At 64.6% G+C, this 22,593-nt stretch carries 19 protein-coding genes; 6 read left to right on the top strand and 13 right to left on the bottom strand.

Annotated elements, in window-relative coordinates; translation table 11 throughout:
• Positions 1 to 8 precede the first annotated feature (8 nt).
• On the bottom strand, positions 9 to 1,997 hold the full coding sequence (locus A3M7_RS0128040; protein ID WP_027546904.1) for a maltotransferase domain-containing protein: 1,989 nt from the start codon (positions 1,995 to 1,997) through the stop codon (positions 9 to 11).
• 204 nt (positions 1,998 to 2,201) lie between these two features.
• Here A3M7_RS0128040 and malQ point away from each other — a divergent pair, with 204 nt between their 5' ends.
• Both malQ and A3M7_RS0128030 read left to right on the top strand, forming a co-directional pair.
• On the top strand, positions 2,202 to 4,163 hold the full coding sequence (gene malQ, locus A3M7_RS0128035; protein ID WP_027546903.1) for a 4-alpha-glucanotransferase: 1,962 nt from the start codon (positions 2,202 to 2,204) through the stop codon (positions 4,161 to 4,163).
• Positions 4,164 to 4,193: 30 nt separating this feature from the next.
• Positions 4,194 to 5,996, top strand: a complete 1,803-nt coding sequence (locus A3M7_RS0128030) for a glycoside hydrolase family 15 protein (protein ID WP_027546902.1) — start codon at positions 4,194 to 4,196, stop codon at positions 5,994 to 5,996.
• Positions 5,997 to 6,000: 4 nt separating this feature from the next.
• On the opposite strand, the gene A3M7_RS0128025 is transcribed toward A3M7_RS0128030, so the two are convergent.
• The 6 genes from A3M7_RS0128025 to A3M7_RS0128000 are packed head-to-tail and all read right to left on the bottom strand — an operon-like array spanning position 6,001 to position 13,501.
• Positions 6,001 to 6,813 carry an HAD family hydrolase gene (locus A3M7_RS0128025; protein ID WP_027546901.1) on the bottom strand — a complete coding sequence of 271 codons (813 nt, stop codon included), beginning with the start codon at positions 6,811 to 6,813 and terminating at the stop codon, positions 6,001 to 6,003.
• Complete coding sequence (locus A3M7_RS0128020) at positions 6,810 to 7,352, bottom strand: gluconokinase (RefSeq protein WP_027546900.1); 543 nt, start codon at positions 7,350 to 7,352, stop codon at positions 6,810 to 6,812. The genes A3M7_RS0128025 and A3M7_RS0128020 overlap by 4 nt, the downstream gene beginning before the upstream one ends.
• Entirely contained in the window at positions 7,339 to 8,088 is a 750-nt protein-coding gene (gene pgl, locus A3M7_RS0128015; RefSeq protein ID WP_027546899.1) for a 6-phosphogluconolactonase, read from the bottom strand. The genes A3M7_RS0128020 and pgl overlap by 14 nt, the downstream gene beginning before the upstream one ends.
• Entirely contained in the window at positions 8,088 to 9,599 is a 1,512-nt protein-coding gene (gene zwf, locus A3M7_RS0128010; RefSeq protein WP_027546898.1) for a glucose-6-phosphate dehydrogenase, read from the bottom strand. Before zwf ends, pgl begins: the two co-directional genes overlap by 1 nt.
• A gap of 40 nt (positions 9,600 to 9,639) precedes the next feature.
• Positions 9,640 to 10,638 (bottom strand): phosphogluconate dehydrogenase (NAD(+)-dependent, decarboxylating), encoded by a 999-nt coding sequence (gene gnd / locus A3M7_RS0128005; RefSeq protein WP_027546897.1) that lies wholly within the window; start codon positions 10,636 to 10,638, stop codon positions 9,640 to 9,642.
• Positions 10,639 to 10,651: 13 nt separating this feature from the next.
• On the bottom strand, positions 10,652 to 13,501 hold the full coding sequence (locus A3M7_RS0128000; protein WP_027546896.1) for a bifunctional transaldolase/phosoglucose isomerase: 2,850 nt from the start codon (positions 13,499 to 13,501) through the stop codon (positions 10,652 to 10,654).
• A gap of 268 nt (positions 13,502 to 13,769) precedes the next feature.
• Between A3M7_RS0128000 and A3M7_RS0127995 the strand changes: the two genes are divergently transcribed.
• The 4 genes from A3M7_RS0127995 to A3M7_RS0127980 all read left to right on the top strand — a co-directional run bounded on the left by A3M7_RS0127995 (position 13,770) and on the right by A3M7_RS0127980 (position 19,542).
• Positions 13,770 to 14,471 (top strand): STM3941 family protein, encoded by a 702-nt coding sequence (locus tag A3M7_RS0127995; protein ID WP_084302577.1) that lies wholly within the window; start codon positions 13,770 to 13,772, stop codon positions 14,469 to 14,471.
• Between the two features lie 298 nt (positions 14,472 to 14,769).
• Positions 14,770 to 16,713 carry a PrkA family serine protein kinase gene (locus A3M7_RS0127990; RefSeq protein ID WP_027546894.1) on the top strand — a complete coding sequence of 648 codons (1,944 nt, stop codon included), beginning with the start codon at positions 14,770 to 14,772 and terminating at the stop codon, positions 16,711 to 16,713.
• 19 nt (positions 16,714 to 16,732) lie between these two features.
• The gene (locus A3M7_RS0127985) at positions 16,733 to 18,010 is read left to right on the top strand and encodes a YeaH/YhbH family protein (RefSeq protein ID WP_027546893.1); all 1,278 of its coding nucleotides are present in this window, start codon (positions 16,733 to 16,735) and stop codon (positions 18,008 to 18,010) included.
• Positions 18,007 to 19,542, top strand: a complete 1,536-nt coding sequence (locus A3M7_RS0127980; RefSeq protein ID WP_027546892.1) for a SpoVR family protein — start codon at positions 18,007 to 18,009, stop codon at positions 19,540 to 19,542. The genes A3M7_RS0127985 and A3M7_RS0127980 overlap by 4 nt, the downstream gene beginning before the upstream one ends.
• 216 nt (positions 19,543 to 19,758) lie before the next feature.
• Here the strand turns inward: A3M7_RS0127980 and A3M7_RS0127975 are convergent, their stop codons facing one another.
• The 6 genes from A3M7_RS0127975 to A3M7_RS0127950 all read right to left on the bottom strand — a co-directional run bounded on the left by A3M7_RS0127975 (position 19,759) and on the right by A3M7_RS0127950 (position 22,459).
• Positions 19,759 to 20,202, bottom strand: a complete 444-nt coding sequence (locus A3M7_RS0127975; RefSeq protein WP_027546891.1) for a DUF1801 domain-containing protein — start codon at positions 20,200 to 20,202, stop codon at positions 19,759 to 19,761.
• Complete coding sequence (locus A3M7_RS0127970; protein ID WP_049823728.1) at positions 20,199 to 20,411, bottom strand: hypothetical protein; 213 nt, start codon at positions 20,409 to 20,411, stop codon at positions 20,199 to 20,201. Before A3M7_RS0127970 ends, A3M7_RS0127975 begins: the two co-directional genes overlap by 4 nt.
• A gap of 50 nt (positions 20,412 to 20,461) precedes the next feature.
• Positions 20,462 to 20,893, bottom strand: a complete 432-nt coding sequence (locus A3M7_RS0127965; protein WP_027546889.1) for an SRPBCC domain-containing protein — start codon at positions 20,891 to 20,893, stop codon at positions 20,462 to 20,464.
• Entirely contained in the window at positions 20,890 to 21,213 is a 324-nt protein-coding gene (locus tag A3M7_RS0127960; protein WP_027546888.1) for a helix-turn-helix transcriptional regulator, read from the bottom strand. The genes A3M7_RS0127965 and A3M7_RS0127960 overlap by 4 nt, the downstream gene beginning before the upstream one ends.
• Before the next feature lie 131 nt (positions 21,214 to 21,344).
• Entirely contained in the window at positions 21,345 to 21,794 is a 450-nt protein-coding gene (locus tag A3M7_RS0127955) for a DsrE family protein (protein WP_027546887.1), read from the bottom strand.
• 41 nt (positions 21,795 to 21,835) lie between these two features.
• Positions 21,836 to 22,459 (bottom strand): hypothetical protein, encoded by a 624-nt coding sequence (locus A3M7_RS0127950; protein ID WP_027546886.1) that lies wholly within the window; start codon positions 22,457 to 22,459, stop codon positions 21,836 to 21,838.
• Between the last annotated feature and the right edge of the window lie 134 nt (positions 22,460 to 22,593).

Below are 22,593 nucleotides of genomic sequence, written 5' to 3'. Positions count from 1 at the left end.
CTCAGCCTTTACGCCAGGCAGCGGAACAGCAATGCCGGATCGCGGTCGGGATCGATACGCAACCTGATCCCGCCCCATTCGATGCGGGACTGTTCGCCGGTGAGGAGATTTTCGAGGGCGGTGACGTGGCGGCGCTCGCCGCCGACGTCGATGGTGAGGTCGCCGAGCGGCAACCAGAATTCGCGCGCATGGCGCGAGAGTGCGATGGCGGCGACGACGGTGTTGGCCGGGTCGGTCGCTTCCTTGACGAAGGCGATTGTCTCGCCGTCCTCCACGCCGAGAAATCGCAAGTTCGCCGTCTGCTGGAGCGCCGCATTGTCGTTGCGGATGCGGTTGAGCCCGGTGATGTAAGGCTTGATGTTGCCGGGCTTGTCCCAGTCGCGCTGCTTGATCTGGTACTTCTCGGAATCGAGATATTCCTCATGGCCGGGGACGGCTTCGTGCTCGAGCAATTCGAAGCCGCTATAGATTCCGTAATTGCCCGACAGCGTCGCGGCCAGCGCGAGCCGTGACTTGAAGGCCCAGGCTTCGCCGCTCTGCAGATGATAGGGCAGCAGGTCGGGCGTATTCACGAACAGGTTCGGGCGATAGAAGTCGCGTTCGGGATAACGCGTCAGCTCGCCGAGATATTGCTCCAGCTCCCACTTCGAGGTGCGCCAGGGGAAATAGGTGAAGGACTGCGCGAAGCCGAGCTTGGCGAGGCCTTTCATCAGTTTCGGCCGTGCAAACGTCTTGGAGAACAGGATCACCTCGGGATGTCGGCGGCGGATGTCGCGGATCAGCCACTCCCAGAACGGAAGCGGCGCGGTATCGTGATTGTCGATGGCGAACATGGTGACACCATGGTCGATCCAGAACAGCATGGCGTCGCGGAACGCGTTCCACAGCCCGGCCCGGTCGACCGAGGCGAAATCGGGGATGACGATGTCCGAATAGGGGCCATCCGCCGTCCGTACCGAACGGTCGGGCCGCCACTTGAACCATTCCGGATGCTGCCTCAGCCAGGGATGGTCCGGCGAGCATTGCACGGCGAAATCGAGCGCGAGCTCGAGGCCGTATTCGAGGCAGGTCGCGACCAGCGCGCGGAAATCCTCGATGGTGCCGAGCTCGGGATGCAGCGCGTCGTGTCCGCCCTCGGCGGCGCCGATCGCATAGGGCGAGCCGGGTTCGCCCTCTGTGGCGACCGGTGAATTGTTGCGGCCCTTGCGCCTGTTATGCCCGATCGGGTGGACCGGCGTGAAGTAGAGCACGTCAAAGCCCATCGCGGCGATATCGGGCACGCGCGCGATGCAGTCGCGCAGCGTGCCGTGCCGGCCGGGGATCCGGCTCTGGCTGCGCGGCATCATCTGATACCAGGCGCCACAGCGCGCCTTGTCGCGGTCGGCGATCAGCGGGAACGGCGGCGAGCGGGTGAGGTCGGGCCGCAACTGGCTCTCGGCCATGGCGTTGCCGAGCTCGGTTGAAAGCAGCGGGGTGACATCGCCGGTCTGAAGATAGTCCTCGCATTGTCTGACGATCACCGCCGCGGCGTCTTGCCGCGCGCCATGCGCCTTGGTCAGGAGCCCGGCGCCCTCGATGGCGTCGAGGCTGACATCGGCGCCGGACAGTTGCTTGCGCGCGACCGCGTGAGACCAGGTCGCGAACTCGTCGGTCCAGGCTTCGATTGCGTAGACATATTGGCCGGGCTCGACGGGCGTGAACGCGCCGGACCAACGGTCATTGCCGTGATGGATCATCGGCTCGCTCCGCCATTCCCGGTCCTGCTCGCGACGCCAGATCAGCGCGGCGCCGATCACGGCCTCGCCATCGCGGTAGATGTCGGCCCACACCTCGACGCGCTCGCCCGCGATCCGCTTCACGGCGAAGCGACCGCCGACGCGCTCGCCCGCGATCCGCTTCACGGCGAAGCGACCGCCGTCGATCAAGGGATAGACGTCTTCGATGAGGAAAGCGCTGCCGGCTGCGGCACTTTCGACAGTTTGAATTGTCTTGTTCACGGTGATGCCATTGACAAGAAAGCAGGGCCCGTTTCCCTTGCCGGGAACCTACGCTTGATACCTATATAGAAAGCCGCTTGTGTGTCATTAGTTCCCCCTGGGAACGGCAGGCCCGGTTCGTGAGTTACCCCTGACTAACGTCTTCCGCCACCTCGTTAAAATCCCCGCCCCCGGCCAAACAATGGCCTGCAAGCTGCGTGCCGAATGGATCTTTTAGCTCAAGCCCAGATCAAGGGTGTTCAGTCCGAATTCGTCGACGCCCTCGGAAAGCTGCGGGTCACCGATCCCGTGGCCCTCAAATCCATCCTCGACGCCCTGCCGGAGAAGCGGGTCTATCGCTTCGTCAGCGGGCCCGTTGTGGTTCGCGCCCTGGGACATCCGCGGACGGAGTTGGCGGCCACCGGCGCGCCGCCGCTGCAATGGAAGATCGCCGGCAACGGCAATGTGATCGCGCAAGGCGCGACGCGCGAGCCCGTCATCGCCTGGCCCGCCGGCCTGCCGCTCGGCTATCACCGCTTGACGCTGACCGATGCCGAAGGCGTGACCGAAGAAGTGCCGATGATCGTGGCGCCCGAGCGCGCCTTCGGCGGCGAGTTCGACCGCGGCTGGGTGCTCGCCGTGCAGCTCTACAGCGTCCGGTCGGACCGCAACTGGGGCATCGGCGATTTCACCGACCTCGCCGACCTCGTCCGGCTCGCAAAGCAGCTGGGGGCCGACGGTGTCGGCCTCAATCCGCTGCACGTGTTGTTCGACGACCACCCGGCCGATTGCAGCCCCTATTCGCCGAACAGCCGGCTGTTTCTCAATCCGCTCTACATCGACGTCGAGGCGATCCCGGAATATTCCCCGGACCTCGTCCCCGACGCGGCAGCGACCGCCGCGCGGCTGCGCGAAGGCGACCGGGTGCCATATGCGGATATGGCGGCGCTGAAATGGCTGGCCTTGCGCGCTGCCTTCAACAGCTTCGTGACGAGCGCGAGCGGTGTCCGCCGCAACCAGTTCGACGCCTTCCGCGCGGATCGCGCGCCGCTGCTGTCCCGTTTTGCCTGCTTCGAGGTGCTGCGGCATCGCTTCACCGGGCCGTGGTGGGAATGGCCGCCCGAGTGGCGGCAGCCGGACGCGACAAAATGCGCCGAGCTGCGCAACGGGCCTGACAAGCGCGAGGTCGAGTTCGTCGAATTCGTGCAATGGACCGCCGATAGCCAGTTGCATGCGGCCAAGGAGCTGGCCGGCCAGCTCGGCATGCGGGTCGGGCTTTATCTCGACGTTGCCGTCGGCGTGCAGTCCAACGGCTTCGATGCCTGGAACGAGCAGACGGCGATTTCGCGCCATCTCGCCGTCGGCGCGCCGCCGGACGTGCTCAACACGGTCGGCCAGGACTGGGGCCTTGCCGGCTTCAATTCCGGCGGCCTAGAGGCGCAATCCTTCGTGCCGTTCGCCGACATGCTGGCCGCCTCGATGCGCCATGCCGGCGCCATCCGGATCGATCACGTGCTCGGGCTGAAGCGGCTTTATCTCGTGCCGCGCGGCTTCAAGCCCGACAACGGCGCCTATGTGCAGATGCCGTTCGAGGCGCTGCTGGGCGCGGTCGCGCGCGAGAGTGCGGCCCATAAATGCATCGTGATCGGCGAGGACCTCGGCACGGTGCCGGAAGGTTTCCGCGAAACGATGCAGGATTTCGGCATCTGGTCCTACCTCGTCATGATGTTCGAGCGCGACGATGCCGGCCACTTCCGCAACATCGACTATTACCGGCCGAACGCACTGGTGACACTGAACACGCACGACCTCTGCACCTATGCGGGCTGGCGCTCCTTCAGCGATCTCAAGATGAAGCTGTCGCTCGGGCTCGATCCCGGCGAAAACGACCAGGCGCGCTGGGATGCGCTCGGCATGCTCGATGAGATCCTGCGCCAGAACGGCATCAACGCCAACGATCTCTATTCGGTGCTCGCCTTCCTGTCGCGGACGCCCTCGCGGCTGCTCGCGGTGTCCATGGAGGATCTCTTGGGTGTGATCGACCAGCCAAACATCCCCGGCACGATCGACGAACACCCGAATTGGCGCCAGCGCCTCCCGGTTACGCTCGACAAGATCGCCGCCAAGGTTAATCTTGCGGCTTTGAAGGCTGCGACGCGGGAACGTTCACTGTCCGGCGGGAGTTGACGCGCCGGAAATTTCTCGGGCTCGGAAACATTGTCTCAGAGGATCGAGGACTATGCGCTGATCGGCGATTGCGAGACCGCTGCGCTGGTGGGGCGCAACGGCTCGATCGACTGGCTGTGCTGGCCCGCCTTCGATTCCGACGCCTGCTTTGCCGCGATCCTCGGCACGCGCAAGAACGGCCGCTGGCAGATCGCGCCAGCCGGAGACGTCACCACGACGTCACGCCGCTATCTCGGCCAGACTCTCATCCTCGAAACGCGGTTTGAGACCAGGAGCGGCATTGTCGAATTGATCGACTTCATGCCGCCGCGCGGCAAGGCGTCCGACGTCGTGCGGCTGGTGCGCGGCGTCAGCGGCACGGTGAAGCTGCGGATGGAGCTCGTGATCCGCTTCGGCTTCGGCGTCGACATTCCCTGGGTGCGCCGCTGCAAGGACGGCTCGCTGCTGGCGGTTGCCGGCCAGGACATGACGGTGCTGCGCACGCCGGTCGAGACCCGCGGTGAGGACCTGACGACGGTTGCCGAATTCGAGGTGAAGGCCGGCGAGACCGTGCCGTTCGTGCTGACCTACGGCCCTTCGCACCTCGATCCGCCCGCGCCGATCGACCCGGAGATCGCGCTCCAGGAGACCGAAAAATTCTGGCAGGACTGGTGCAGCCGCTGCACGCGGGACGGCGAGTATCACGATCTCATCATGCGCTCGCTGATCACGCTGAAGGCGCTGACCTTCGACCCGACCGGCGGCATCGTCGCGGCGCCCACGACCTCGCTGCCCGAGAAGCTCGGCGGCAGCAGGAACTGGGACTATCGCTTCTGCTGGCTGCGCGATGCCACCTTCACGCTGCTGGCGCTGATGAACTCGGGCTACACCGAGGAAGCCCTGGCCTGGCACAATTGGCTCTTGCGCGCCGCCGCCGGCTCGCCGGCGAACATGCAGATCATGTACGGCATCTGGGGCCAGCGCCGGCTCCTGGAATGGGAGGCGGGCTGGCTCGACGGCTATGAGGGCGCCAAGCCGGTGCGCGTCGGCAATGCCGCGCATGCGCAACTCCAGCTCGACGTCTACGGCGAGCTGATCGACGCCTTCCACCAGTCGCGCATGGCGAAGCTGAAGCTCGATGACGAGAGCTGGGCGCTGGAATGCGCCGTGCTCAACCATCTCGCCGAGGTCTGGGACCATCCCGACAACGGCATCTGGGAACGGCGCGGCGAGCCGAGGCACTACGTCTTCTCCAAGGTGATGACCTGGGTCGCCTTCGACCGCGGCATCAAGAGCGCCGAGACCTTTGGTTTCAGGGCGCCGCTGCTGCATTGGCGCGCGCTGCGCGACGCCATTCATCGCGACGTCTGCAACAAGGGCTTCGGCGCGGAGGAAAATGCCTTCGTCGAGTCCTACGGCTCAAAGCTGCTCGACGCCAGCGTGCTGCTGCTGCCGGCGGTCGGCTTCCTGCCGGCGGAAGACCCGCGCATCCGCGGCACCATCGCAGCCGTCGAAAAGCACCTGATGCGCGACGGCTTCGTGCTGCGCCACGATCCGCGCGAAATGTCCGAGGAAAAGCAGCCGATCGAGGGCGCGTTCCTCGCCTGCAGCCTGTGGCTGGCCGATGCGCATGTGCTGTCGGGCAATCTCGACAAGGCGCAGGCACTGTTCGACCGCGTGGCCGCCCTTGCCAACGACGTCGGCCTATTGGCCGAGGAATACGATTCCCTGGCGGGCCGCCAGACCGGAAATTTCCCGCAGGCGCTGACCCACATCGCGCTGATCAACACCGCGCATAATCTCTCGGCGGCAAGGCAGGAGAGCGAGAAGCCGGCGGTGCAGCGGTCGAAGTAGTGACTCAGCCCACCCCATTCAGCTTCAAAATCATCTCCATCGCCTCGGCAAAACCGTCCTGCTCGTTGGTGGCGGTGACGTGGGTGGCCTGGTCCTTGACGTCGTCGGTGGCATTGCCCATGGCGATCGAGACGCCGCTGACGCGGAACATCGCAAGGTCGTTCTGCATGTCGCCGATGGTGGCGACCGCGTCGGTCGAGATCCCCAACCGCTTGGCCATCGCCTCGACGAAGGTGCCCTTGTTGAAGCCTGGCGGGGTGATGTCGAGATAATAGGTCTGCGAGCGCACCGCGGTCGCCTCGCTGCCGAGCGCCTCCTGCATCGCCTTCTCGCAAGCGGCGAGCCCGGCGGCGTCGGCGCTGGCGCCGACGATCTTGCAGGCGCTCGCAAGGTACGGCGAGAAATCCGTCACGATGGTCGGATCGGAGCGGATCGTGTGCTGCTCATGGGCGACGTATTTGCCGCTGGGGTTGTCGATCAGCCATTTGTCGGTGGTGAACAGCCAGATGTCGGCGCGGAACTCCCGGAGGATCTGCAAGGACCGTTCGGCGGCGGCTGCGGGGATCAGGTGCTGCTCGACCGGCTTCATCTCGGGATCGACGATCGAGGAGCCGTTGAACGGGCCGACCGGCAGCCACAGCCCCAGCGGCTCGATCAGGAAGCGCATGCCGATGGCGGGACGGCTGGAGGTGATGGTGAAGCCGATGCCGGCCTGGTGCAGCCGCTGCACCGCGGACCTCGCAGGTTCCGTCAGCGTCTTGTCCTTGGTCAGCAGCGTGCCGTCGACGTCGGACACCACGAGAGAGATTTGCGTCATGGCAGGACCTTGGGTATTGCGCCGCCCAGTTTCAATTGCCGCACGACGCCGTCCACGATCGCCTCGACGGTTTCGTCGATCGAGACGGTGATGACGTGCTCGCTCGCCTCCGGGGCTTCCAGCGTGTTGAATTGGCTCGTCAGCAGCCCTGGCGGCATGAAATGGCCCTTGCGGTGCGCGAGGCGTTCGGCGATCAGCTCCTTCGTGCCCTTCAGGAAGACGAAGCGGACGTCGTCGCGCCCCCGCAGCAGCACGTCACGATAGGTGTGCTTCAGCGCCGAGCAGGCGATGATGACGTGCTTGCCGCTCCTGCAGACCCGTTCGATCTCGTCGGCGATGGCATTGAGCCAGGGCCAGCGGTCCTCGTCGGTGAGCGGATGGCCGGCCTTCATCTTCTCGACATTGCTGGCGGGATGAAAGCTGTCGCCGTCCTCGAAGCGCCAGCCGAGCCGCTCGCCGAGCGCCTCCGCAACCGTGCTCTTGCCCGAGCCCGACACGCCCATCACGATCAACGCACAAGGTGCTTCAACGCCCGCCACGAATTTCCTCCGGAAGCGCGGCCTGGTCGACCAGCCAGACGGTCTCACCATTCGAGCGCGCGCGTACAGCCGGCAGAGTCTCGCCATTGAGGAGGCGCGTCAAGATCGGCTGCTTGTCATGTCCCGCAATCTCGAACAGCATTTCGCGGCAGGATGCAAGGACGGGCAGGGTGAGGGAGACCCGCGGCACGAAGGGGGCCACATTGGCCTTGGGCACCCCGACGACCCAACGCTGCATTTCCTCGATTTCGGGGTAGCCGGGAAACAGCGAGGCGGTGTGGCCGTCCGGGCCGGCGCCCATCAAGACCAGGTCGAACAGCGGCCGGGCCGGATCGAGGCTTTCCGAACCGTAGAAGGCCTGCAGCTCGCGCGCATAGGTCTCGGCACTTTGGTCCGGGCTCTCAGCCGCGGTCGGGATCGGGTGGATGTGGCCAGAGGGCGCGTTGCGATCGAGAAAGGTCGCGCGCGCCACCGCCATGTTGTTGAGGGGATCGCTCTCAGGCACGAAGCGCTCGTCGCCGATGAACCAGTGCACGCGATCCCACGGGATTTTTCCACGCCAGGCATCGCTGCCGAGTAATTGATAGAGCTTCTTCGGGCTGGAGCCGCCGGTGAGGCAGATCGCGATTCGCCCCGCGTTGGCCGCAATCCGCGCCATCACCCGTTCGGCCGCGGCTCGCGCAAGGGCCTCGGCGTCGGCTGCGACGATCAGCTCCGGCTGGCCGGCCGCCGCCATCACGAAAACTTCCGCCAGCTTCGTCCGTCGCGCCGGAGCAATTCGTCGGCGCAGGCCGGGCCGTCGCTGCCGGCTTCATAAGTCTCGATGCCGTTGGTGCCCTCGCCCTTCCAGGCGTCCAGGAACGGCTGCACCGCCTGCCATCCGGCCTCGATGCCGTCGGCGCGCTGGAACAGGATGTTGTCGCCGATCATGCAGTCGTAGATCAGTGTCTCGTAGCCGGTCGAGGGATCGACGCGGAAATAGTCGCCATAGCGGAACTTCATCTCGACGCCGTCGATGGTGATGCTCGGGCCCGGAATCTTGGCGTTGAACTGCAGCTCGATGGTCTCGGTCGGCGCGATGCCGATGGTAAGGAAATTCTGCGACAGGCGGTCGACGTCCGTGCCCGAAAACATCGACAGCGGCGCCTGCTTGAACTTGATTGCGACTTCGGTCCGCTTGTGGCCCAGTGCCTTGCCGGTGCGCAAGTAAAACGGCACGCCGGCCCAGCGCCAATTGTCGATCATCAGCTTGAGTGCGACAAAGGTCTCGGTGGTGCTGCCGGGCTTGACGTCCTCGGTCTTGCGATAGTCCGTGATCGCGTCGTCGCCGATGCGGCCGGCGAGATATTGCGCGCGCACCGAATTTTTCAGCGCTTCTTCACGGCTTGGCTGCTGGATCGAGGTGAGCACGTCGGCCTTCTCGGAGCGCACGGAATGCGCGTCGAAGCGGGCGGGGGGCTCCATCGCGACCAGCGACATCAGCTGGAACAGATGGTTCGGCACCATGTCGCGCAGCGCGCCGGTGGCATCGTAGAAGCCGCCGCGATGGCCGACGCCGAGCTTCTCCTCCACGGTGATCTGGATGTGGTCGATATGGTTGCGATTCCAGATCGGCTCGAACATGCCGTTGGCAAAGCGCAGCACCAGGATGTTCTGCACCGTCTCCTTGCCGAGATAATGATCGATCCGGTAGATCTGGTGCTCGTCCATGATCTTCAGCAGCTCGGCGTTCAGCGCGCGTGCCGAGGTGAGATCGGTGCCGAACGGCTTTTCGATCACGAGGCGTCGCCAGGCGCCGTTCTCCTTCATCATGCCGGTGCGGCCGAGCTCGCGCGCGGTCGGCGCGAACGCGGCGGGCGGCGTTGCCAGGTAGAACAGCCGGTTGCCGCCGGTGTCCTGCGCGCATTCCAGCGAATCCAGATGCTCGCGCAAGCGGTCGAAGGACGGCGGGTCCTTCGGGTCGGCTTCGACGAAGGTCAGGCATTGCAGCAGCTTCTGGGCGATATCGTCGTCCACGGGCCGCGTCGCGAACTGGCGCAGGCCCTTCAACAGGCTGTCGCGCAGCTCGTCATCGGACTGGCCCTTACGGGCCACGCCGACGACACAAAATTTTTCGGGTAATAGGTGCTCGGCGGCGAGATTGTAGAGCGAGGGCATCACCAGGCGATGAGTGAGGTCGCCGGTGACACCAAAGATGACGAAGGCGCAATTTTCCGGCTTGCGCTTTGTTTGCGGGTCTTTTGTCACGAATGATCGGCCTTCGCTTGGTTACGCATGCTTCGGCGTCTTATTTGGGCTTCGAAGCGCCCGGCTGCTTCGGCTCCTTGTGGCCGCCGAAACCCGCGCGCATCGCGGAGAGAATTTTTTCGGCAAAGGTGTGTTCCTTGCGGGAACGGAAACGTGTGTAGAGCGCTGCGGTCAAGACTTCGGCCGGCACCGCCTCGTCGATCGCCGCATTCACGGTCCAGCGGCCCTCGCCGGAATCCTCGACGAAGCCGGAATATTCCGAAAGCTGCGGGCTGTCGGCGAGCGCGGTCGAGGTGAGATCGAGCAGCCAGGACGGGATCACGCTGCCGCGCCGCCAGACTTCTGCGATGTCGGCGAGATCGAAATCGTAGCGATGATCCGCCGGCAAGGCCTCGATGTTGGCGTTCTTGAGGATGTCGAACCCTTCGGCATAAGCCTGCATCAGGCCGTATTCGATGCCGTTGTGGATCATCTTGACGAAGTGGCCGGCGCCGACGGGACCGGCGTGGATGTAGCCCTGCTCGATGCGGGGATCGCGCCCCTCACGCCCGTCCGTGCGCGGAATGTCGCCGGCACCGGGGGCGAGCGCGGCGAAGATCGGATCGAGCCGGTCGACCACCTGCTTCTCGCCGCCGATCATCATGCAATAGCCGCGGTCGAGACCCCAGACGCCGCCGGAGGTGCCGACGTCGACATAGTGGATGCCGCGTGCCTTCAGCGTCTTGCCGCGGCGGACGTCGTCCTGCCAGAACGTATTGCCGCCGTCGATGATGACGTCGCCTTCCTGCATCACGCCCGCGATCGTGTCGATCGTCGTCTCGGTGATGCGCCCCGCCGGCAGCATCACCCAGGCCGTGCGCGGCCGTTCGAGCTTCGCGATGAACTCCTCCAGCGTCGCCGAGCCTACCGCGCCGTCCGCGGCAAGGCCGGCAACGGCCTTGGCGTCCTTGTCATAGACCACGGTCGAATGGCCGTGGCGCATCAGCCGGCGAACGATGTTGCCGCCCATCCGGCCGAGGCCGATCATGCCGAGTTGCATCTGAGAGATTCCCTTAATTCAGCGCGTCGCTAAGCGCCGCATTGAGCGCCGCGAGACCTTTCTTGAGCCCGCCCTTCAGGTGGACGCGCAAGGCGCGCCGCCCGCGCTCGGTCAGCACGTCGAAATCGCCGCGCGCCTGCGCCGCCTTGATCACGCCGAAGCTGGCCTTCTGGCCCGGCACGGCCAGGTCCTTGGCATCATCTGCGGTGATCTGGAGGAACACGCCGCTGTCCGGCCCGCCTTTGTAGGCTTGGCCGGTCGAGTGCAGGAAGCGCGGCCCGAACTCGGCGCAGGTCGCGACATGGCGTTTCTCGCGCACTTCGAGCCGCATCGCCTGCAGCGCGTCGATGGTGGCCTTGTCGCGCGCGATGTAGCCGAGCAGGGCGACATAATCGCCATGGCCGGAGCGGGAGAGATGCGCCTTCAGCCATGAGGTGAGGTCGCCGTTGGCGCCGGCGGCGCGCAGCGCCGTGGCGTTGGCCTCGTCGGTGTAGAGATCGGCCTCGTCCGTGCTGACCACCGGCTGCTCCGCCGGCAGCGCGCCGGTCTTCTCGAACGACGCGGTGAGCTCGCGGGTCTTGATCTTGGCCGCTTCCACGTCCGGCTGGTCGAACGGGTTGATGCCGAGGATGCTGCCTGCCACTGCCGTTGCCATCTCGAAGCGGAAGAACTCCTGGCCGAGATGGTCGATCGACTTCATGACGATGCGTACCACGGGATGGCCGGCCGCTTCGATCGCGGCAAGCTTCTCGTCATGGGCGGCGTCCGCTTCGCCCTCGGTGCGGATATCGATGAAGAAGCGGTCGTTGCCGTAAGCCGCGGGTTCGCCCAGCGGCTCGCCGTCGATCGGGATCAGGCCCTTGCCTTCCTTGCCGGTCGATTCCGCGATCAACTGCTCGGCCCAGGCGCCGAAATCGGCGATCTTCTTCGACGACAGGATCGTCACCTTGTCGCGGCCTTCGAGGCCGGCGAGGCCCATGGCAAGGCCGAGCTGCACGCCGGGATTCTCACTTGGCGGCACGTCCGGCCCGCAGGAGCGGGCCATGGCGAGCGCATGCTTGACGAAGGTCTTGACGTCGATGCCTGCGGTCGCCGCCGGCACCAGGCCGAACGGCGAGAGCACCGAATAGCGGCCGCCGATCGAGGGCTCGCCATGGAAGACGCGGGCGTAGTTCAGCTTCTTGGCCGACTTCTCCAGCGACGAGCCGGGATCGGTCACCGCGATGAAGCGGTGGCCGGTCTTCACCTTGGGGCCGACCGCCTGCGCGACGCGTTCGTGGAAATAGTCCTTCATCGCATTCGGCTCGGTGGTGCCGCCGGACTTGCTGGATACGATGAACACCGTGTTGGCGATGTCGATCTTCGCTTCCATCGCCCGCACCTGCGCCGGATCGGTGGAATCGAGCACATGCAGCTTCGGGAAGCCTGATTTTCGCGCAAAGGTCTCGGCCAGCACCTCGGGCCCGAGGCTCGATCCGCCCATGCCGAGCACGACGGCATCGGAGAATTTCTGGCCCTTCACGCGGCTGGCATAGTCCTCGTAGTCGGCGACGTCAGCCTTGGCGGCGCTGTCGAGCCAGCCGAGCCATTTGTCCTCGTCGGCACCGGTCCAGACCGACTTGTCGCGCTGCCACAGCCTGCGGATCTTGGCTGACGCGCGCCATTCCTCGGTGCTCTTGGCCACCGCCTTGCCGAGCCCGTCGCCGAGCGAGAGCTGCTGGTGGTCGATCGCAGGCCCGAGCACTGTGGCGCGCTTGTGGGCGACGGCGCCGTAGAGCTTGTCGGCGGCGTCGGCGAACAGCTTGACGCCGTCCTTGACCAGCTCCTCGGTGATCGCGTCGAGCGAGACGCCGGAACGCTCCAGCTCTTCCAGCACGCGCCTTGCGTCGTCGACATTCTCTTCCAGGCTGTCGCGCGGCTTGCCGTGGTCGCGGAACGCATCCAGCGTCGCCGGCGGCACGGTGTTGATGGTGTCGGGGCCGATCAGCTCCTCGACATAGAGGACGTCGCTGTAGTCCTTGTTCTTGGTGCCGGTCGAGGCCCACAGCATGCGCTGCGGCTTGGCGCCCCTGGCGGCGAGCTTGTCCCAGCGGGGACCGGAGAACAGGCGCTTGTAATCCTGGTAGGCGACTTTGGCGTTGGCGATGGCGACCTTGCCCTTCAGCGCGGCGAGCCGTTCCTTCTCGCTGGGGTCGTTGGCGCGCGCGATCTTCTCGTCGAGCTGCTTGTCGACCACCGAATCGATGCGGCTGACGAAGAAGCTCGCGACGCTCGCGACATGCGAGGGATCGCCGCCGCCTGCGACGTACTTCTCGAGGCCGGCGAGATAGGCCTCCGCGACCTGGAGGTAGACCGCCTTCGAGAACAGCAGCGTGATGTTGATGCTGATGCCCTCGCCGATGAGCGTCTCGATCGCCGGCAGGCCTTCCGGCGTCGCCGGCACCTTCACCATCAGGTTCTTGCGGTTGACGTCCTTCCAGAGCCGCCGCGCCTCGGCGACCGTGCCGGCGGTGTCCATCGCGAGATAAGGCGAGACCTCCAGGCTGACATAGCCGTCGCCTCCCTTGAGGCGGTCATAGACCGGGCGGAGCACGTCGGCGGCGTTCTGGATGTCCTCGACCGCGACGGCCTCGAACAGGTCAGCCACGCTCCGGTCGCCGCGCTTCAGCGCCTTGCCGATCGGAGCGTCGTACTCGTCCGAACTGCCGATCGCCTTCTCGAAAATCGACGGATTGGAGGTGACGCCCTTGACGCCGTCGGTGTCGATCAGCCGCTTGAGGTCGCCCTTGGCGATGAAGCCACGGGCCAGGAAGTCCAGCCAGACGGCTTGTCCGTGCTTTTCCAGTTCTTTGACGGGATTCATGATGCTTATTTATCTCCAAGCCTGCGGGCGAGGGGTTTCCGCGCCGGTCCTGACGCGCTATCCTCTAGCTAACATGCTCCCGGGAGGGAACCAATCAAGGGTGTAGGCGTCATACCCTCAGTGTAACTCCGTCGCGATCATGGCGATCCAGGCGGTTGTGGCTTTGTTGCGTGAAAAGTCGTTGGCCGGGGAGGTTCGGCCGAGGCCTCGTTGCGCAACGTCCGCCGGCCGCTGCACAACGTGCCATCAGCGGATTGCGATCCGCCCGATGCTTCGTCGCCCGGTCGCGAATGGCCATGCGGGGGAAAGCATGCACGCACATCCTGACGGCCCACCGCTCGCCGTGGCCGACGGTCCGCAATCGGTCGCGCCGGCCGTAAGCATCGACGCGGCCCACGATCTCGAAATCAATCCGTGCGCGACGTATCTGCGGCTGCTGGTCGCGGCGGGCTTTGCGATGACCCTGCTCAGAGCCAGCCGTGCCTTCGAATGGCCCGGCGTGGGCGACTACGACACGACGGTCGGCTATGCCGGCGTCGCGCTGTTCGGCCTGGTCGCCAGCCGGCTGATCTGGATGCTCCCCGCCGAACGCGGGCCGGTGGTGATCGTCACCCCCTCTGGCATCCGCGATCTCAGCATCGGCAATGAATTTCTGCTGTGGGAGTCGATTGCGGAGGTTTCGACCGAGCAGCGGCGCAGCCACAGGATGATCGTGCCGACGCCGACGCTGGCCTTGCCGCGGCAGCTCGCCGGCATCCGCGCCAGGATCCGATCGATGTCGCGCGGCGCGCAGGACGGTCGCATCGTCATCCGCCGCGACGGACTGGCGATCGGTTTTGACACATTGCTGCGCGCCTGCCGTGACTGTCATGCTGCCAGCTACTCACGCACCGCATTGCGGCGGGACCGCGATCAAGGTGCGCCAGACTCAGGTCCGCTCTCACAAGGCTTGGCCGTACAAGCGTCATAAAGCTGCCGCCGGCTGACGGCTATGCTGCACCGCCGGATAGGCCGATCCCCGGTAATGCCCGGATGTTGCGGCCGAGTGACATTTGCTGGAAATGAGCGAAGATATACATAGATTCGCATAAAGAACAGGCAGGTGCCTGTTCGTAACTCACCCGGTTGCCTACGTTGTGCGTTGCGTGAAGTCGGCCCCCGGGTGTCCAATGATCGTCATGTGCTCACGCTGATTCGAGACGGCCTGAGGAACGGTCCGGTAACTGCTTTCGTTTCAGCTTGTAGCGGAACTCACGCGGAGAGGGATCATGTACAACGATTCTCTATTCAACGCTTTCGCTCGGTCGTTCGAGGCGAGAAGCCAGCACGACATGTCGATGGCGGAATACCTGGAATCGTGTCGAAGCGATCCCATGAAATACGCGAACGCGGCCGAACGACTACTAGCGGCGATCGGCGAACCCCAGACGATTGACACGGCCAAGGATTCCCGCCTTGGCCGTATTTTTTTGAACCGCACCATCCGCACCTATCCGGCCTTCGCCGGCTTCTACGGCATGGAAGAAACCATCGAGCGCATCGTCGGTTTCTTCCGTCACGCCGCGCAAGGCCTCGAAGAGCGCAAGCAGATCCTCTATCTGCTTGGCCCGGTCGGTGGCGGCAAATCATCGCTCGCCGAGCGGCTGAAGTCGCTGATGGAAGTGCAGCCGATCTACGTGCTCAAGGCCGGCGACGAATTGAGTCCGGTGTTCGAAAGCCCGCTCAGCCTGTTCGATCCCGATCAGCTCGGGCCGATGCTGGAGGAGAAATACGGCATTCCGCGCCGGCGCCTCACCGGGTTGATGAGCCCGTGGTGCTACAAGCGGCTCGAAGCCTTCGGCGGCGACATTTCCCAGTTCCGGGTCGCAAAAATCCAGCCGTCGCGGCTGCGCCAGATCGCGATTGCCAAGACCGAGCCCGGTGACGAGAACAACCAGGACATCTCCTCGCTGGTCGGCAAGGTCGATATCCGCAAGCTCGAGACCTACGCGCAGAACGATCCCGACGCCTACAGCTATTCGGGCGGTCTCAACCGCGCCAACCAGGGCATCCTCGAGTTCGTCGAGATGTTCAAGGCTCCGATCAAGATGCTGCACCCGCTGCTGACGGCGACGCAGGAAGGAAACTACATCGGCACCGAGAATATCGGCGCCATTCCCTTCACCGGCATCATCCTCGCGCACTCCAACGAGGCCGAGTGGTCGAGCTTCAAGGCCAACAAGAACAACGAAGCCTTCATCGACCGCATCTGCGTGATCAAGGTGCCCTATGTCCTGCGGGTCACGGAAGAGCAGAAGATCTACGAGAAGCTGATCCAGGGCTCCGAGCTGGCCTCGGCGCCGTGTGCGCCGTCGACGCTGGAGACGATGGCACGGTTCTCGGTGATGTCGCGCCTGCGCAAGCACGAGAATTCCACCGTGTTTGGCAAGATGCGGGTCTACGACGGCGAGAGCCTGAAGGAATCCGATCCGAAGGCGCGCAGCGTGCAGGAATATCGCGATGCCGCCGGCGTCGACGAGGGCATGGACGGCGTCTCCACGCGCTTTGCCTTCAAGATCCTGGCCGCAACGTTCAACCACGATCCGCAGGAAGTCGCCGCCGACGCCGTGCATCTGATGTACGCGCTGGAGCAGTCGATCAAGCGCGAGCAGCTGCCGGAGGAGGTCGAGAAGCGGTACCTCGAGTTCATCAAGGCGGACCTTGCGCCGCGCTATGCCGAGTTCATCGGAAACGAGATCCAGAAGGCCTATCTCGAATCCTACTCGGATTACGGCCAGAACCTGTTCGATCGCTACGTCGATTATGCCGATGCCTGGATCGAGGATCAGGACTTCAAGGATCCCGATACGGGACAGCTCCTGGATCGCGAATTGTTGAACCAGGAACTGACCAAGATCGAGAAGCCGGCGGGCATCGCCAATCCCAAGGACTTCCGCAACGAGGTGGTCAAATTCTCGTTACGGTCGCGGGCCCAGAATGGGGGCAAGAATCCGACCTGGACCTCCTACGAGAAGATTCGCGATGTGATCGAAAAGCGGATATTCTCTCAGGTCGAGGACCTGCTTCCGGTCATCTCCTTCGGGTCGAAGAAGGACGGCGAGACGGAGAAGAAGCACGGCGAGTTCGTCGCACGCATGGTGGAGCGCGGCTACACCGAGCGTCAGGTTCGCCGGCTCGTCGAATGGTACATGCGTGTGAAGCAGGCCGGTTGAGGCGGATGGAAAAGTGCCCATTCACATTATTGACAGGCGCCTGAATCCAGGCGGCAAGAGTCTTGAGAACCGCCAGCGGTTCTTGCGTCGGGCCAAATCCCTGGTGCAGGGCGCCGTCAAGAAGACCTCGCAGGAACGCGACATCAAGGACGTCCTGGAGGGTGGTGAGGTCACGATTCCGCTCGACGGGATGCATGAGCCGCGTTTCCGCCGCGAAGGCGGAACGCGCGACATGGTGTTGCCCGGGAACAAGAAGTTCGTCGAAGGCGACTATCTCCAGCGTTCCGGCCAGGGCAGCGCCAAGGATTCCGGTCCCGGCGAAGGCGACAGCGAGGACGCCTTCCGCTTCGTGCTGAGCCGCGACGAATTCGTCGATCTCTTCCTCGACGACCTCGAGCTGCCGGATCTTGCCAAGCGCAAGATCGCGCAGACCGAGAGCGAGGGCATCCAGCGCGCCGGCTACACCACGTCGGGCTCGCCCGCCAACATCTCGGTGAGCCGGACGGTGAAGCTCGCGCTCGCCCGCCGCATTGCGCTCAAGCGTCCCCGCAAGGAGGAGATCGAAGAGCTCGAAGCCGCAATCGCCGCGTGCACGGACGAGGACGAGCGCGTGGTGCTTCTCGCCGAGCTGGAAAAGCTGAAGGCGAGGTCGAAGCGGATTCCGTTCATCGACCCGCTCGATATCCGCTACCGCCGCTTCGAGACGGTGCCGAAGCCGGTCGCGCAGGCGGTGATGTTCTGCCTGATGGACGTCTCCGGCTCGATGTCCGAGCACATGAAGGATCTCGCCAAGCGCTTCTACATGCTGCTCTACGTGTTCCTGAAGCGTCGCTACAAGCATGTCGAGATCGTCTTCATCCGCCACACCGACCGCGCCGAGGAGGTGGACGAGCAGACCTTCTTCTACGGCCCGGCCTCCGGCGGCACGCTGGTCTCCAGCGCGCTCCAGGCGATGCACGAGATCGTGCGCGAGCGCTTCAATCCGTCGGACTGGAATATCTATGCGGCGCAAGCCTCCGACGGCGACAATTCCTATTCCGACGGCGAGCTCACTGGGCTCCTGCTGACCGACAAGATCCTGCCGGTCTGCCAGTTCTTTGCCTATCTCGAGGTCGGCGAGTCCGGCGGCAGCGCCTTCGATCTCTCCGACTCCTCGCTCTGGACCCTCTACGAGCGCCTGCGCAACAGCGGCGCACCGCTCTCGATGCGCAAGGTCAGCGAGCGCAGCGAGATCTTCCCGGTGTTCCACGACCTGTTCCAGCGCCGCGAAACCTCTCAGGAGAAAGCCGCTCCATGACGGAAAGATTGTTCGAGGGCGCGGATTGGGACTTCCACACCTTGCAGCGCATCACCGATGCCTGTGAGGAGGTGGCGAAGAACGATCTCGGGCTCGACGTCTATCCGAACCAGATCGAGGTCATCACCGCCGAGCAGATGCTGGATGCCTACTCGTCGGTCGGCATGCCCCTGTTCTACAAGCACTGGTCCTTCGGCAAGCACTTCGCCTATCACGAGGCCTCCTACCGCAAGGGCCTGATGGGCCTCGCCTATGAGATCGTGATCAACTCCTCGCCCTGCATCTCCTACCTGATGGAGGAGAACACGGCGACGATGCAGACGCTGGTGATCGCGCACGCCGCCTTCGGCCACAATCACTTCTTCAAGAACAACTATCTGTTCAAGCAGTGGACCGACGCCGACGGCATCCTGGACTATCTCGATTTCGCCAAGAACTACGTCATGCAATGCGAGGAGCGCTTCGGCCGCGCCGAGGTCGAGCGTACGCTCGATGCCGCGCACGCGCTGATGTCGCACGGCATCGACCGCTATCCCGGCAAGAAGAAGCTCGACCTGCGCGCCGAGGAGAAGCGGGCAGGGCGCCGCCGCCAGCACGAGGAGGAGGTCTTCAACGACCTCTGGCGCACCGTGCCGGCAGGAAAGAGCAAGAGCCGCTCCGCGCTCAGCGTCGAGCGGCGCCGCAAGCTGCTCGGCCTGCCGCAGGAAAACCTGCTCTACTTCCTGGAGAAGAGCGCGCCGCGGCTGGCGCCCTGGCAGCGTGAATTGCTGCGCATCGTCCGCCACATCGCGCAATATTTCTATCCGCAGAGCCAGACCAAGGTGATGAACGAGGGGACGGCGACCTACGTCCACTATCGCATCATGACCAAGCTGCACCAGCAGGGCCGCATCACCGACGGCAACTTCCTCGAATTCCTGGGATCGCACACCAACGTGGTGTTCCAGCCCGAATTCGACGATCCGCGCTTCTCCGGCTTCAATCCCTATGCGCTCGGCTTCGCCATGATGCAGGACATCGAGCGCATCGTCACCAGCCCGTCGGACGAGGACCGCGAGTGGTTCCCTGACATCGCCGGCAAGAACGACGTGATGGGCGTGCTGCGCGACGTCTGGGCCAATTACCGCGACGAGAGCTTCGTCGGCCAGTTCCTGAGCCCGAAGCTGATGCGGCAGCTGCGCATGTTCCACCTGCACGACGACCCCGAGGAGCGTGCCGGCATCCGCGTCGATGCCATCCACGACGAGCGCGGCTTCCGCCGCGTCCGGCGCGAGCTGGCGCGGCAGCACGATGTCGGCTACATCGACGCCAATATCGAGGTGGTCGACGTCGATCTCTCCGGCGACCGCCGGCTGATCCTGCATCACCACGTCATCAAGGGCGCACAGCTCAACGAGACCGACGCCAAGCGCGTGCTCCAGCATCTGGCGGACCTCTGGACCTACGACGTCTCGCTGATCGAGGTCGATGCCAACGACAAGGTCCTGCGCGAATATGTCGTGAGCCCGCGCCCGATCCCGGCGGCGGCCTGAGGCCGCCGGCTAAGTGTAGCAATGCGGCGAGATGCGCGTTGGTGTGCCCTCGCCCCTTGTGGGAGAGGGCAGCGACGCCGGCAGACACAAGCTCACTGGGGTGAGGGGTATCTCTCCGCACTTTCCCGTGTCGATAGATACCCCTCATCCGGCGCTACGCGCCACCTTCTCCCACAAGGGGAGAAGGAAGAGGTCCGTGCCTGCACAACTGCTGTTCTATGCAGAACGCTTGGCCGGCTTCTTCTTGGTCTTCGACACATTCAGCTCCACCGCCGCGCGGATGAGCGCCTTCAGCGCTTTCTCGTTGATCTTCTCGCCTTCGCGAATATCGATCGCGCGCCGCACATTGCCGTCGAGGCTGGAATTGAACAGGCCGGCCGGGTCATCGAGCGCCGCTCCCCTGGCAAAGGTCAGCTTCACGACGGCCTTGTAGGTCTCGCCGGTGCAGATGATGCCGTCGTGCTCCCACACGGGAACGCCGCGCCACTTCCATTCCTCGACCACGTCGGGGTCGGCGTCCTTGATCAGGGCGCGAATCCGCCCGAGCATCTCGCCGCGCCAGTCGCCGAGCTCCCTGATCCTGCCGTCGATCAACTTGGACGCCGACGCTCCGTCCGCGTCCTTCGCGCCGGTCTTCTTCACCGCGACCGCCTTCTTCATGACCTCGCCTCACGCTGCATGCCGCCGCGCCGGTCAAGATAGGGCAGCGCAAACAGATACAGCCCGGTCGCAAGCAGCGGGATCAGCGGGACGAGCGCCAGGAAGCCGATCCACACGGCCTGGACCTGCATGGTCATCGCGACGATGTTCGCGATGACGGCGAGCGTGAAGGCGATGGACAGCCAGCGATGGATTTGTCGAATCCACATGTTCAACGAGACCTCCTCTGAAATGATCGGAATGGGTGCGCGCCGCCGGCTCAATCCGGTTGCGCCAGCAGCTCGTCCAGCTTGGTGAGAAACTGCTTCCAGCCGGCATGCGCGCCGCCATAGGCCTGTTTCTGCGTCGGGCTGAAGCCCGCCTGCTCGACGCGCAGATGCGTGCCTGCGCTTGTCGGTGTCAGCGTGAAGGTGACGACGCTTTTCAGGTCGAACGCCGCGTCCTCATGCGCGAAATTCCAGGTGTAGGCGAGCGTCTTCTGCGGCTCGATGGTGAGCACCTCGCAGTCCAGCACGCCGCCCCATTCGCCGCGAAGGTTGAAGCGATGGCCGACTGACGGCTTGAAGTCGTTCTTCATCAGCCATTCCTCGATCAGATGCGGCTGTGTCAGCGCGCGCCAGATCCGCTCGGCCGGAAAGGCAAATTCGCGCTCGATGACGACGGAGCGGGTCTCGCTTGAGGTTTCGGTCATTGGTCCATCCTCTTTAGGAGATCGTCGAGCGCGTCGAGCCGGTTCTGCCAGAAGCCGGCCATCTGGCTGGTCCAGTCGACAAGCGGATTGAGCGCACCGGGCTGCGCGCTGTAATGGGTCTGGCGTCCCTCATGGCGGTCGCGGACGAGGCCGGCCTGCTTCAGCGCGCCGAGATGTTTCGAGACCGCCGGCTGGGAAACGCCGGACCGTGCCGTCAGTGCCCCGACCGTCTGCTCGCCCTCGCGGCACAACCGTTCGAAGATCGCCCGCCGGGTCGGATCGGCGAGCGTCCTGAACAGGAGATCGTGGGCGGCGGACATGCGATTTCCATAACCATTCAGTTATGAATAACTCATAACCGCAGGGTTATGGATAAGTCAAGCGGCTTGGGGCTTAAGCTCTCCCGCTTGCAGGAGAGGGGGCGCACCGATGTCGCGGTAACCGTAGCGCCTCAAGGCCGCAGATACAGATATCCCTGCGACTGGAGTTCAGCCAGGCGGACCACGCCGCCTTTCTCCGCGCTGACGAAGCCCGGCAGCAGATCCGTCAGCGTGACGTTCTGCGCCTTCATCGTGTTGCCGCAGGCGGCAAGCTCGACGCCGTCCTTGGAGAAGTCGCCAACGCGCTTGCTGATATCGGGGTTGGCCTGCGCCCAGTGAAACGCCTTCAGCGCCGGTCCGTGAATCACCAGCGCGATCGTGACGTGCTCGGGGCCGCCGACGCCGTCGATATGGTTCTGGATGTTGCCGAGCACGAAATTGACCTTCTCGGCATCGCTGAGATGGTAGACGACCTTGAGCTTGTTCGACGGCGGAGCCTCGGTCGCGGCCTGCGCGCGGGAGGCGCCGAGCGCCGCACCTAGCGCTGAAACGGCACTCCACAGGATGTTCCGGCGGTTCATGGCGATCTCCCTCGGCTGCGCCCGAATTTGCCGGACCCATATCACTTGTGGCGCAGCGCGGCGAGTTCCTTGCGGTCGGTCACCAGCGAGGCGCACTCGCTGTTGTCGGTGCGGTCGAGGCGGAAGATCTTGTCGTCGGCGCCGGCGACCAGCGATTGCTCGGCCTCGTCATCCGGCTTGTTGTTCTGCCAGACCCTGACCTGCTCGAGCCGAATGATGGCGGACTTGTTGTCCGTGGACAGCGCCACCTCGATCCCGCCGCCTTCGCAGTCCACCCCGCAGCCGAGACGGACTTCGTCGCCCTGACTGAGAAGCACCGCGTGGCTGCCGCACGACCCGCTGGAGTCGAAGTCGCCGCTGCGATGGCGATACCGGAAGCCCAGGCGGAACGAATTGTGCAGCTGCTTGTCCTCCTTGTCGGTCTCCGCGGAGATCAGCAGCTTCATCGACGCGACCTTCTGCTTGGGATGCCGCGCCAGATGCTCGGCATCATAGCGGCGAACGAAGCAGGCATAGGCCTTGTCCCCCGGCGTTCCCGCATAGATGCGGCCCATGAAGGCGTCGGCTTCGGCCTTTGTGGTTTCCCGGACTTTATCGGCCTCATCGGCGTGGGCGACGCCGGTGAACGCGGTAAGGACAAGCGGCAGGACGAGGGCAAGCTTCATGGTCGCACCGAACGCGTGAGCCGTTGACGGCCCGCGGCAGGACGATCAGGGCCGATTGGCCGTTAGTCGCGGGCGGAAAGCGTCGCGTTCAAGCGTTCCTGGCCGCACGCCTCGAGGGCAGCCTCGCGCAAGGT

This window comes from Bradyrhizobium sp. WSM2254 (assembly GCF_000472645.1).
GTDB lineage: Bacteria > Pseudomonadota > Alphaproteobacteria > Rhizobiales > Xanthobacteraceae > Bradyrhizobium > Bradyrhizobium niftali.
The sequence above is the reverse complement of the archived record's forward strand: the minus strand, read 5'-3'. Positions and strand labels throughout refer to the sequence as shown.